A 12,274-nucleotide genomic window follows, 5' to 3' on the forward strand; every position below is an offset into this window, starting at 1 on the left:
TCAATCGAGGAACCCTTACCGGCGGTTCGCCAGAGACTGCATGGCGGAGGGAGGGGGATTCGAACCCCCGGTACGGGTTTACCCCGCACAACGGTTTAGCAAACCGCCGCCTTCAGCCGCTCGGCCACCCCTCCGCGGACGCGCAACGCGCGCAAGACCGACTCCTAGGTCAGCGCTTCGACAAGGTCAATCGCCTTGCTGAGAATTCAGAAGCAACGGGGAATCGAAGTTCGTCAGAGGCGGACGTCAGCGCGCGATGTTTCGGCCGGCTTCGCCTCGCCGGGGAGCGCTATTCCGGTGAGCGCCTGCCAGACGCGAATCACGAAGGCGTCATCCTTCGCGCCCTGGCCGTTGGCGGCGGCGGCGAGGAAGAGCTGATGCGCCGCGGCGGCGAGCGGCAGCGGGAAGGTGAGGCCGCGCGCCTCGTCGAGCACGATGCCGAGATCCTTGACAAAGATGTTCACCGCCGAGAGCGGCGTATCATCGCCTTGCAGAATATGCGGCACCCGGTTTTGCCACATCCAGGAACTGCCGGCCGAGCTCGAGATGACGTCAAACAGCGTTTGTGGGTCGGCGCCAGCGCGAATGCCGAGCGCCAGCGCCTCGGCGGCGACGGCGATATGAACGCCCGCGAGGAGCTGGTTCACCATCTTGACCGTGCTGCCGGCGCCGTGCGCCGCTCCCAACCGCCAGACTTTTCCGGCGATCGCCGCGAGCACCGGCTCGGCCTTGGCGAAGGCCGCCTCGGGGCCTGAGGCCATCACCGTCATCGTGCCGGCGCGCGCGCCAACGGCGCCGCCTGAGACCGGCGCATCGAGCATCAGAAGGCCGCGTTCGGCGAGCCGCGCGCCAAGAGCCTTGGCGATCTGCGGCGCGAGCGTCGTTGAACAGATGACGACCGCGCCCGGCGCCAAACGCGCAACGCACCCTTCGGTGCCGAACAGCACCGCGTCTGCCTGCGCCGCATTGACCACGAACACCAGAACGGCCTCGAGATCGGCGGGCATGTCTGCCGCACGGGCAACTGCTTTGCCGCCGCCGGCCGCGAGTTCGGCGAGCGCCGCCGGCCGCAGGTCGCAGCCGGTGACGTCATGGCCCTTCTGAGCCAGGTTGAGTGCCGCTCCCATTCCCATCGAGCCGAGCCCGATCACGCCGCATTTCATGTACTTTTCTCCGTGGTGTCCTCAGCCGAAACCGTACTGGCGCAGCCGGTCGACGGCGGCGATCAGGGCGCGGCGAATGCCGGGCTCCAACGCCGAATGCCCGGCGTCCGATACCACCGTAAGCCGCGCGCCGCGCCAGGCGCTCGCGAGAGTATAGGCGGTTTCGGGCGGACAGATCATGTCATAGCGGCCTTGGACGATCTCGGCCGGGATATGGCTGATGCGGCCGATGCCGGCGAGCAGGCCACCCGGCGGCAGAAACAGGTCATGCGCGAAGTAATGCGCTTCGATCCGCGCGAGGTTGAGCGCTGTCCGGTCCTGAGCGAAGGCGCTGACGGTATCGGGGCTCGGCAACAGCGTACTGCACGAACCCTCGTAGAGCGACCAGGCGCGCGCCGCCGGCATATGGATGGCGGGATCGGGATCGGTCAGGCGGCGAAGATAGGCGCCGAGCACGTCGGCGCGCTCGGACTCGGACAGGTGGCCGATGAAAGCGGCGTGGGCATCGGGGAAAAAATGCGCGAGGCCATGGAGGAACCACGCGACCTCGTGTTTGCGGCCAAGAAAAACGCCGCGCAGCACGCAGCCGGCGACATGGGCGGGATGCGCCTCGGCATAGGCCAGGGCCAGCGTCGAGCCCCAGGAGCCGCCGAACAGCAGCCAGCGCTCGATGCCGAGATGGCGGCGCAGCGTCTCGATATCGGCGACGAGATGGGCGGTGGTGTTCTCGGCGAGGCAGCCGCCCGGGCGTGAGCGGCCGGCGCCGCGCTGGTCGAAAATCACCACCCGCCACTGGGTGGGGTCGAAAAACCGCCGATGCACCGCGCCCGCGCCCGCGCCCGGCCCGCCATGCAGAAACAAGGCCGGCAGGCCGGCGGGATTGCCAACCTGCTCCCAATACATCACATGCCCGCCGGAAAGCGGCAGGAAGCCGGTTTCATATGGCCCGATTTCGGGAAACAAATCACCCCGTGGCATAGTGTGCCATACTAAAGCGCTTCACCGGCGGCGGTAAGACCATCCTTATTTTTCTGGCGTCTGCGCCGCAACGCCAAGCGTGTGCAACTCGCCAGCGCGGACGCTGGCGATGGCATTGGTGAGGATTTTCTCGATGGCGTCGCGATCGAGCACGTTCGCGAGCACCCCGAGCCCGCCGCCGAGCAGGGCGGAGGCGATCGCCAAGTCATCGACGTTCTTCTCCATCAGATATTTGATGGCATGCTGGATGACCGAGCCGGCGCGGCCGAGATCGTTGAGGGTCTGCTCATCTTCATGCGCGCCAGATTGGCCGTCGTCGTGATCGTCGGTGGGAGAGGTGCTGCCCATGGTTATGTCCTTATCGCATACGGGGGAGACTCAGGCGGCGCTGAGCGGCTCGGGGTGACGCTGATCGGCCTGAATTGCCCACAGCTTGGCGTAAAGTCCTGATTTTTCAAGTAACGCCGCGTGGGTGCCGCGTTCCGCGATGGTGCCGCCGGCAAGCACGATGATTTCATCGGCGTCGACCACGGTCGAGAGCCGATGGGCGATGACCAGCGTGGTGCGGGTTTCGACCAATTGGCGGAGCGCTGCATTGATCTCGCGTTCGGTCGCGGTGTCGAGCGCGCTGGTCGCCTCGTCGAGGATGAGAAGGCGCGGGTTCTTGAGAATGGTGCGGGCGATGGCGATGCGCTGGCGTTCGCCGCCCGAGAGTTTGAGGCCGCGCTCGCCGACCCGCGTCGCATAGCCTTGCGGCAGACGGGCAATGAAATCGTGGATCTGCGCGAGACGCGCCGCCCGCGTGATTTCCGCCTCGCTCGCGCCGGGACGGCCATAGGCGATGTTGTAGGCGATGGTGTCGTTGAACAGCACCGTGTCCTGCGGCACGACGCCGATCGCGGCGCGGAGGCTCGCTTGCGTGAGATCGCGGATATCCTCGCCGTCGATCAGGATGCGCCCGGCGCTCGCCTCGTAAAAGCGGAAGATCAGGCGGGTGATGGTCGATTTTCCCGACCCCGTCGGCCCGACGATGGCAAGCGTCGCTCCCGGCTTGAGGGTGAAGCTGATCGCATCGAGGATTGTCCGGTCGGGGCCATAGCCGAACCGCACCCCCTCGAAGGCGAGCGCCGCCGGCGCCGCTCTCGGCGCGAGCGGCCGGGCATCGGCGTGGTCGGTGATGGTCTGGTGCTCGGCGAGCAGGCGGAACATCTGCTCCATATCGACGAGGCCCTGCTTGATCTCGCGATAGACGAAGCCGAGGAAATTGAGCGGCTGATAGAGCTGAATGAGATAGGTGTTGACCAGCACGAAGCGCCCGACGCTCATCCCGGCATGGGCAACGTCGCTCGCCGCCATCAGCATGACCGCGACCAAGCCGAGCGCGATGATCGCCCCCTGCCCAAAATTGAGCAGGCTCAGCGTCACCTGCGATTTGATCGCCGCCCGCTCATAGGCGGCAAGAGAGGCGTCATAGCGCGCTGCCTCAAGCGCCTCGTTGTTGAAATATTTAACGGTTTCGTAGTTGAGCAGGCTGTCGACGGCCTTGGTCTGGGCGTCGCTATCCATCGCATTCATGGCGCGGCGAAAGCGCACCCGCCAGTTGGTGAACAGAAAAGTGAAGCCGATATAGGCGAAAATCGCGATGAAGGTCACGGCGGCGAAGCGCCAGTTGAACATCCGCCACAAGATCGCGGTCACCATCACCACTTCGAGCAGCGTCGGCAGGATATTGAAGACGGCAAAGCGCAGCACCTGCTCGATGCCGCGGGTGCCGCGGTCGATCGCGCGCGCAAGCCCGCCGGTCTGGCGCTCGAGATGGAAAGCCAGCGAGAGGCGGTGGAGATGGATGAAGGTTTCGCGCGCGACGCGGCGCACGGTGCGTTGTTGGGTGCGCGCGAATAAAGCGTCGCGCCATTCGCCAAAGCCGGAGGCGGCAATGCGGGCGAGGCCATAAGCGCCGATCAGCGCGACCGGCACCACCATCGCCCCGCCATGCTTGGGGGCGAGAAGATCGACGGCGCGACTGTAATAAACCGGCACCAGGACGGTCGCGATCTTGGCGGCGATCAGGCTGGCGACGGCGAGCAGAATGCGCGCCTGCCCGCGCCAATCGCCGCGCGGCCAGAGCCAGCCGAGAAGGGAGCCGATCGTCGCAAACGAGGAGCGGGAGGTGCTGTCCATGGGAAACGTCGCTCAGCATGTGGCATGGCTGGCCCCACTTGCAAACCCCGGTTCTGGCTTTTCCGCGCGGAGGCTTTACATGCAAGGCGATGGACGGGCTCATGCGCCATATCACGGCGTGCCGGAACGCGCGTCTGCCGGGTGGGCGGCGGGAATTTCGGCTCGGCGGCGTGGCTGTCGGCTGGGCTGCGCCGGCACTCGCCGCGCGCCTGCTCGCCTTTCGTGACATGCGCGCCGAAGGCGACGCAATCGCTCTCACGGCGCCGGCGCGCTTGCCGGAGATCGCCGCCGAACTCGCCGCCGAGGGCCTCTTTTCCTGGCGCGGCGAGGCGTTCGACGTGCGCGCCGAGCCCACCGGCCGCGTGCTGACGACGGTCGATCGCGGCGCCTTGCCGGCGTTTGGCCTCCGTGCCGAGGGGGTGCATGTCAACGGCCTGGTGCGGCGCGGCGATGCCGTGTTTTTGTGGGTGGCGCGGCGGGCGATGGATCGGCCACTCGATCCCGGCAAGCGCGACCATCTCGTCGCCGGCGGCATCCCGGCCGGCTTCACGCCCTGGCGGACAGTGATCAAGGAAGCCGCCGAGGAGGCGGCAATCCCGGCGGCGCTAGCGGCCAAGGCGCGGCCGGTCGCGATCATCACCTATGCGATGGAGCGCCCGGAGGGGCTGCGGCGCGACCGGCTGCATTGCTTCGATCTCGATCTGCCGAAGGATTTCGTGCCTCGTGCCGCCGACGGCGAGGCGGCGGGGTTCGAGCTCTGGCCGCTTGCTGCGGTGCTGGACGCGGTGATGAGCGGGGATGAGTTCAAGTTCAACGTCAATCTGGTGCTGATCGATCTTTTCCTGCGCCAAGGGCTAATCGACCCCGCAAGCCCCGATGGCCGCCGGCTGCGTGCCGCCCTCGCGACTGCATAATCGTTTAAAATAAGTTTGTTAGAACCTAATTCGTCCCTGGCGGCGGCGGCGGGATGGTGGGCGGATGGGTTTTTTCCTCGTTTAGCAATTGCTCGTCGAGATTTTGCAATTCCTTGTTGATGTCGTGTTCGCGCGCGACATCGGGGGCAATACCGGTTTCGCGCTCCTTGGCGGTGACGCTGCCTTCGGTCGGCTGATGGGGCAGAGAATCCCAGATATTGCCGATGCGCTGCGGTGGCGCCGGCGCGTTGGTCTGCGCGCGAGCAACGCCTGGGACAGATGCCACGAGTACGGCCACGAGGACCACGAGGACGCCGGCGATCCTGCGGTTATCGAACGAGGAGGGCATGTGAACCGGTTTTCGCGCCATCGTGCTCGAGAATGCCCATGCCTTGGGCTTGAAGCGAGCCTAATCCGAGACCGGCTTTGGTTCAATCGCCGGATGAGTTGCCGCCGTCGAGCACGGCATTGCCTGGATCGTTGAGGAGATCGCCGTCGGGATCGCCGTGCAGCACGTCTTTCGGGAGCGGCGGCGAGGCCGGGGTACAGGTGACCCCGTTGAGCGCCGCAGCCCCCAGATTGACCGCGGCGAAACCGCCGCCGGGAAGGGCGGGAAAGATCGTCATCGGGGCGGTGGGATCGGGGCTCCCCGGCGGGGCCGGGCTTGCGCTCGCCGGGCAATCGGCGGGCGCGGCCGGCGGCGGCTGGCCGGCCGCCGCCGCCCCCGAAAGCAGGAGCAGTAACGGGAGCGGCACGCTGGCAATGATCCATCGCATGCCGCGATCTTGGCAAAAATTCCCTAACGGCGGGTTATCGCGAGCATCAGCGGCTCGAACACCAAGGTCGCGATCAGGGTCGCGGTGAGGCTGAGGAGCAGCAAGGCGCCGAGGCTCGCGGTGCCGGGATGGTGGGAGAGCGCGAGCGAGCCGAATGCGGTGCCGGTGGTGGCCGCCGAAAACAGGATGGCGCGGGCCGTGGCGGTGCCGAGAAAACGGCTCGCTCCCGCCCGCCAGTTCATCACGAAATAGATATTGAACGAGACCCCGACCCCGAGCAGCAGGGGGAGCGCGATGATATTGGCGAAATTGAGGGTGATCCCCGCGAGCCTGATGCCGACCACGGTGAGCAGGGCTGAAAGCAGCAACGGCGCCAGCACCAGCGCCGCGTCACGCGGCCGGCGCAGCGCCGCGAGCAAAATCACCGCAATCGCGACCAGCGCTCCGATCATCGCGTGCGTGAAGGCGGTGACGATGGTTTTGCTGGTCTCGACGATGATCACCGCCATGCCGCCGGCGGTGGGGGCGAGGGCGCGAACCGCGGCAACGAACGCGGCGAGCCCGGCGCTGTCATGCCCCGCTGGCGTTGCCAGGGCCTCAACCCGCACCCGGCCATCTTGGGCGCGCCAATCCTCGATGATCTCGGGCGGCAGATCGGCGCGGGTGACCGGTTTCGCCGCGAGTGCCGCGCGAAGACGCGCCAACTCCTCGGGCAGAAATTGTGTCAAAGCCGCGTTCATCGCGAGGATCCGGTCGTCCGGTGCGTCAGCGAGGCGGGCAAGATCGGCATTGATCCGCGCCAGCGGATGGTCCGGCGGCAGTTTCGCCAGCGCCGGCGCAAGGCCGCTCCGCGCCGTTGCGATCGCAAGCCGGATTTGATCGGCGGTCACCGGCGCGGCCTCGCGCGGGGCAAGCGTGGTTGCGAGCAGGCTTGCGGCATCCTCGATCAAAGCGAGTTTTTTCGGCTGATCGGTGGGCACGAAACGGTCGAGAGTGAGAACATCGGCGACTTCCGGCACATGGTCGAGCTTGGCCGCGAGCTGGTCCGCGGCGTCGGCGTCCGGCGCCAGGATGTCGATGCTGGTCGGGTTGGTCAGCGGATCGTCCATCAGGTCATGGAGGGTGCGCATCGCCTCGCCGTGCGGATTCTTGGTGTGCAGCGGGTCGGAGTCGAAGCGGAGATGGGGGAGGAGAAAGAGGCCAAGCAGCGCGAGCGCCGCAAATGCGGTGAGAACCGGCCCCTTGATGCGATCAAGCCGGCGCTCCAGCGCATCAAGGGTGGAAAACCCGACCGGCGCCGGCTCGCCGCGCGGCCGCGCAAGCGTCAGAAACGCCGGCAGGAACAAAATCGTGCAGAAAAACGCGATGATCATGCCGCTGCCGGCGATGAGGCCGAGTTCGGCGACACCCGCGAACGCGGTTGGAACGAACGCGTAAAACCCTGCCGCGGTCGCCGCGGCGGCGATCAGGATCGGCCCGCCGGCGATCCGCGCCGTTGCCGCGAGAGCCGCGCCGGGCTCGGGAATGTCATGATGCGCCTCGCGAAAGCGCACCGTGAACTGGATCGCGAAATCGACCGCGATGCCGACGAACAGAATGGCGAAGGCGAGCGAGACGAGATTGAGCGTGCCGACCGCAAGCGCCGCGAATCCGCTGGTGAGCGCGAGTCCAAGCCCGAGGGTCGTGAGAATGGGCAGAATGAGGCGAGGGCCGCGCACCGCGAGCATGAGCCAGAGCGTGATCAACGCGAGGCTCCCGATCGTGTCGATCAGCATACCCTGGGCGAGCGAGGAAAATTCCTCGTCATCGAGGGCGACCTCGCCGGTGAGCCGGACATGGGCGCGGCCCGCGGCGACGAACGGGAGCCGGGCAGCGGCGGCGCGAATCGCGTCACTCGCCGCCTTGCCCGGCGCCAGCGCCGCGTGATCGAGCACCGGCTGGACGAGCACGAAGCGATAGCGACCGGCGAGATCGGCGAGCTTGCCGCCGCCGATCAGGCGCTGCCAGGAAAGCGGCGTCGGATGGCCGTCGGCGCTGGCGGCCAGCGTCGCGTCGAAGCTCTCGAGCGCCGGCAGATAGGGGGCGAGATCGGCCTCGCCTTGCGCGACGCCGACGCCGATCAGGGCGAGGGCGGAAAACAGCCCCCGCGCCGAGGGGTCGGCCGCGAGCTGGCCGAGAAAGGGCTGGGCATCGACGATCTGGTCAAGCAGCGGGCCGAGCGTCGCGGTGTCGAGAAAAAGCAGCCCTTCCCGCGCGAAATAGGGCGACGCGTCCGGGCGCTTCACGGACCGGAAATGGGCGGGATCGGCGGCGAGTGCGGCCGCCAGCGCCGCCGCCGTCGCGTCCGCTTCCTCCGGGGTCGCGGCATCGATCACCACCACCAGCGGGTCGGCGAGGGTCGGGAAAGCGCGGGCGAAAGCGATTTCGTTCTGCCGCCAGGGGAGGCTTTCCGCGAACATATGGTCGGTATCGGTATCGACGCCGAGATGGCGCACGGCAAAGCCGCCGGCAAGCGCCGCGAGCGCGAGGGCGAGGGCGGTGATCAACAAGGCATGGCGGCGGCCGAGATCGACCGCACCGACCAGCAGACGTGCGAGCATGGGGAATATCCGTTTGATCGGCGAGTTTTTCTCATGCCTCTTGCCGCCGAGACAAGAGCGCGGCAGGTTCGCCCCCGAGAAAGATCCCGGAGGGAACACCATGTCGCTTGCCGGGCCGCGCCCGCCTTTTCGTGCCGATCACGTGGGAAGCCTGCTCCGCCCGTCACGGCTGCGCGCGGCGCGTGCCGCGCATGCCGCCGGGCGGATCGGCGCCGGCGCCTTGCGGGCGATCGAGGATGAGGAAATCATCGCCGCAATCGCAAAGCAGGAGGCGATTGGCCTCCGCGCTGCAACCGACGGCGAATTTCGCCGCGCTTACTGGCATTTCGATTTCCTCGCCGGTCTCCACGGCGTCGAGATCTATGAGCCCGAGCAGAAAGTGGCGTTCAAGGGTGCGACCCTGCCGCATGCGCTGCGCGTCACCGATCGCATCACGTGGCGGCGGCCGGTGATGATCGAGGATTTTCGTTTCACCGCCGAGCATGTTGGGCGCGCCGTCGCGAAACAGACCATTCCTTCCCCGAGCGTGCTGCATTTTCGCGGCGGCCGGCAGGCGATCGACCGCGCCGTCTATCCCGAACTCGATGGCTTCTTCGCCGATCTCGGCGCCGCCTATCAGGACGCGGTCACCGCCTTCGCCGCCGCCGGCTGCCGCTATCTTCAGCTCGACGAGGTCAATATCGCCTATCTCTGTGATCCCGAGCAGATCGAGGGGTTGAAGCGCCGGGGCGAGCATGTCGAGGGGCTGCTCGAAATCTACGCCGATCTCATCAACCGCGCGATCGCTGGCCGGCCACGGGAGATGGTGGTCAGCATGCATCTCTGCCGCGGCAATTTCCGCTCGACCTGGATCGCCTCCGGCGGCTATGAGCCGGTCGCCGAGGTGCTGTTCAATCGCATCGATGTCGATGCCTACTTCATGGAATATGACAGCGAACGCGCCGGCGGCTTCGCGCCGCTCCGCTTCGTCCCGAGGGGCAATAAGATCGTCGTCCTCGGCCTCGTCACCAGCAAGAGCGGCGCTTTGGAGAGCAAGGATGATCTCAAGCGGCGAATCGAGGAAGCCACCCGCTATCTCCCGCTCGAACAGCTTGCGCTCTCGCCGCAATGCGGCTTCGCCTCGACCGAGGAGGGCAATCTCCTCACCGGGGCGGAGCAATGGGCGAAGCTGGAGCTTTGTGTCGCGGTGGCCGAGGAGGTCTGGGGCAGCTTATGAAGCCGCGATGGTTTTCGCATGACGTAAACGCCTTGGCGCCACGCGGCCTATGATCGGGGAAGAAAACACTATGATTTCGCAGCCGCTTGGTCGGCGTGCGGCGCTCGGGATGCTCGCCGGCACGGCGGCGGCCGGCGCGGCGCGCGCGGGTGAGGCAATCGCCGTGCCGTGGTCGGCCGGCAGCGAGCGCCCAACGCTCATCGCCCCGCCCGGCGCCGCCGATTGTCATCATCATATCTACGATCATCATTTCCCCGCCGATCCCGGCGCCAGCCTCCACCCCGGCGATGCGACGGTCGCCGATTACCGCCTGCTGCAACGCCGTCTCGGCACCAGCCGCAACGTCGTCGTGCAACCCTCGACCTACGGCACCGACAATCGCTGCATGCTGGCGGCCCTTGCCGCCTTCGGCGCCACCGCGCGCGGCATCGCCGTCGTCCATCCCGATATCCCGTTCGCCGAACTTCGGCGTATGAATGAAGCCGGGGTGCGCGGCATCCGCTTCAACCTCGTGCAGGCCGGGGCGACGACGATCGAGATGGTCGAACCCTTGTCGCGGCGAATCGCGGCATTCGGCTGGCATGTGCAAATTCATATGAAAGGGCCGCAGATCGTCGAGGCTGCCGAGATTTTCCGGCGTCTGCCGACCCCGGTGGTGTTCGATCATTTCGCCCGCATCCCCGAGCCCGAGGGGGTGAACAGCCCGGCGTTCGCGACGCTGCGCGCACTCCTCGATCGCGGCCATGTCTGGGTGAAGCTCTCCGGTGCCTATCAGGACAGCCGCCTCGGCACGCCGCGCTACGCCGATATCACCCCGCTTGCCCGCGCCTATGTCAAAGCGGCGCCGGAGCGCCTGGTCTGGGGGTCTGATTGGCCGCATCCCACAGAAAAAATCAAACCGGATGACGCGGTTCTGTTCGATCTCCTCGCCGACTGGGCGCCGGACGCCGCGACCCGGACCCAAATCCTGGTCAAAAACCCGGAGATCCTTTACGGTTTTTCCTGAGCGCCGCCTTGTGCCAGCAGACAGAGGAGCCCTCCATGATCCCGCGTGAGCGCGCCCCCTATTCGGCGATCGTCGACCGCCCGCCGCTCCGGCTCCCTGGCGATGCGCGAATCGTCGTCTGGACCATCGTCAATCTCGAGGTCTGGGACATCGGCCGGCCGATGGCGCGCCAGATCCTGCCGGCGCCGACCGGGCAAGTCCTCCTCCCCGATGTCCCCAACTGGTCTTGGCACGAATACGGCATGCGGGTCGGCGTCTGGCGTTTCTTTCGTCTCTTCAAGGCGCTCGGCATCCGCCCGACGCTCTCGATCAATGCCCGCGTCTGTGAGGATTATCCCCGCGTCGCGGCGCAAGCACGCGATGCCGGCTGGGAATTCATGGGCCATGCCTGGGATCAGATCCCGATCCACAAAATCGAGGATCAGGCGGCGATGATCCGCAAAAGCCTCGATACGATCGAAGCCTTCACCGGCACCCGCCCGGTCGGCTGGCTCGGCCCGGGCCTGACCGAAACCGCAGACACGCCCGATCTCCTCGCCGAAGCCGGCATCCGCTATATCGGCGACTGGGTCTATGACGACGAGCCGACCGAGATCGAGACCCGTGCCGGCAAGCTGGTCACGCTGCCCTATACAGTGGAACTGAACGACATTCCGACGATGATCGTCCAGCACCATGAATCCCCCTACTGGCAGAAGCGCTGTGAGGATAGTTTCGACCGTCTCTACGCCGAAGGCGCCGAGCGTCCGAAATTCATGGCGATCGCGATCCACCCCTATATCTCCGGCCAACCGCATCGCATTCGTTATCTCGAAGCGGTGTACGCCCATATCAATCGCCATCCCGGCGTTCTCCATTGGCACGGCCGCGATATCCTCGACTGGTGGGAGTCCGGCGCGCGGAAGCCATTGACAGAGGCCGGCCCGCCGCTATAACCCGCCTCCTTCGGTGACCGGCGCCGCCGGCCGCCGGGGGCGTGTTGTCTTTCGCCGATATCGCCAGGTCGCATGGCGGGGAAAGGCGGAACCGGCCTTCAGCGTTTGAGGAAATTTGAGATGTTCGCAGTCATCCGCACCGGCGGCAAGCAGTATCGCGTGACGCCCCATGCCGTGCTCAAGGTCGAGAAGCTCCCGGCCGCCGAGGGCGATGAGGTCACGTTCACCGATGTCCTCGCCGTCGGCGGCGAAGGGGCGCTGACCCTCGGCAGCCCGACCGTCGCCGGCGCGCGGGTGACGGCGCGGGTGATCGCGCAGGAGCGGGCAGAAAAGGTGATCATCTTCAAGAAGCGTCGCCGCCAGAACAGCCGGCGCAAGAACGGCCATCGCCAGCACCTCACCGTGCTGCGTGTGCAAGACATCAGCGCTGCCTGAGAGAGGAGAAGGACCATGGCCCACAAGAAAGCCGGCGGCTCCTCGCGCAACGGGCGCGATACCGAAGGCC

12 protein-coding genes and 1 tRNA gene are annotated in these 12,274 nt (G+C 66.7%); 5 read left to right on the plus strand and 8 right to left on the minus strand.

Features of this window, described 5'->3' with window-relative positions; genetic code table 11:
• Positions 1-41 precede the first annotated feature (41 nt).
• From ACP5M5_RS13450 to ACP5M5_RS13470, 5 genes are all read right to left on the minus strand, one after another.
• Positions 42-134 (minus strand) — tRNA-Ser (locus ACP5M5_RS13450).
• A gap of 99 nt (positions 135-233) precedes the next feature.
• Entirely contained in the window at positions 234-1,163 is a 930-nt protein-coding gene (gene ltnD, locus ACP5M5_RS13455) for an L-threonate dehydrogenase (RefSeq protein WP_427938171.1), read from the minus strand.
• A gap of 21 nt (positions 1,164-1,184) precedes the next feature.
• Positions 1,185-2,141 (minus strand): prolyl aminopeptidase, encoded by a 957-nt coding sequence (pip, locus tag ACP5M5_RS13460; protein ID WP_427938173.1) that lies wholly within the window; start codon positions 2,139-2,141, stop codon positions 1,185-1,187.
• Between the two features lie 45 nt (positions 2,142-2,186).
• Entirely contained in the window at positions 2,187-2,489 is a 303-nt protein-coding gene (locus ACP5M5_RS13465; protein ID WP_427938174.1) for a hypothetical protein, read from the minus strand.
• Between the two features lie 30 nt (positions 2,490-2,519).
• A complete protein-coding gene (locus ACP5M5_RS13470; RefSeq protein WP_427938176.1) occupies positions 2,520-4,322 on the minus strand; it encodes an ABCB family ABC transporter ATP-binding protein/permease in 1,803 nt (600 codons plus the stop codon).
• Positions 4,323-4,411: 89 nt separating this feature from the next.
• On the opposite strand from ACP5M5_RS13470, the gene ACP5M5_RS13475 reads away from it, so the two are divergent.
• Complete coding sequence (locus tag ACP5M5_RS13475) at positions 4,412-5,236, plus strand: DUF4743 domain-containing protein (protein WP_427938178.1); 825 nt, start codon at positions 4,412-4,414, stop codon at positions 5,234-5,236.
• A gap of 25 nt (positions 5,237-5,261) precedes the next feature.
• On the opposite strand, the gene ACP5M5_RS13480 is transcribed toward ACP5M5_RS13475, so the two are convergent.
• The 3 genes from ACP5M5_RS13480 to ACP5M5_RS13490 form a co-directional block, all read right to left on the minus strand.
• Positions 5,262-5,522 carry a hypothetical protein gene (locus ACP5M5_RS13480; RefSeq protein WP_427938179.1) on the minus strand — a complete coding sequence of 87 codons (261 nt, stop codon included), beginning with the start codon at positions 5,520-5,522 and terminating at the stop codon, positions 5,262-5,264.
• A 145-nt stretch (positions 5,523-5,667) separates the two neighbouring features.
• A complete protein-coding gene (locus ACP5M5_RS13485) occupies positions 5,668-6,012 on the minus strand; it encodes a hypothetical protein (RefSeq protein ID WP_427938181.1) in 345 nt (114 codons plus the stop codon).
• A 23-nt stretch (positions 6,013-6,035) separates the two neighbouring features.
• Entirely contained in the window at positions 6,036-8,612 is a 2,577-nt protein-coding gene (locus tag ACP5M5_RS13490; RefSeq protein WP_427938183.1) for an MMPL family transporter, read from the minus strand.
• Positions 8,613-8,712: 100 nt separating this feature from the next.
• Between ACP5M5_RS13490 and ACP5M5_RS13495 the strand changes: the two genes are divergently transcribed.
• The 4 genes from ACP5M5_RS13495 (at position 8,713) to rplU (ending at position 12,204) form a co-directional block, all read left to right on the plus strand.
• Entirely contained in the window at positions 8,713-9,828 is a 1,116-nt protein-coding gene (locus ACP5M5_RS13495) for a 5-methyltetrahydropteroyltriglutamate--homocysteine S-methyltransferase (protein WP_427938184.1), read from the plus strand.
• Positions 9,829-9,898: 70 nt separating this feature from the next.
• Positions 9,899-10,834: an amidohydrolase family protein gene (locus ACP5M5_RS13500; RefSeq protein WP_427938186.1), complete on the plus strand. Its 936-nt coding sequence runs from the start codon at positions 9,899-9,901 to the stop codon at positions 10,832-10,834.
• A 35-nt stretch (positions 10,835-10,869) separates the two neighbouring features.
• A complete protein-coding gene (locus ACP5M5_RS13505) occupies positions 10,870-11,769 on the plus strand; it encodes a polysaccharide deacetylase family protein (RefSeq protein ID WP_427938188.1) in 900 nt (299 codons plus the stop codon).
• Between the two features lie 120 nt (positions 11,770-11,889).
• Positions 11,890-12,204 carry a 50S ribosomal protein L21 gene (gene rplU / locus ACP5M5_RS13510; RefSeq protein WP_114912257.1) on the plus strand — a complete coding sequence of 105 codons (315 nt, stop codon included), beginning with the start codon at positions 11,890-11,892 and terminating at the stop codon, positions 12,202-12,204.
• Positions 12,205-12,274: the final 70 nt, after the last annotated feature.

This window comes from Acidibrevibacterium sp. (genome assembly GCF_049965395.1).
Lineage (GTDB): Bacteria > Pseudomonadota > Alphaproteobacteria > Acetobacterales > Acetobacteraceae > Acidibrevibacterium > Acidibrevibacterium fodinaquatile.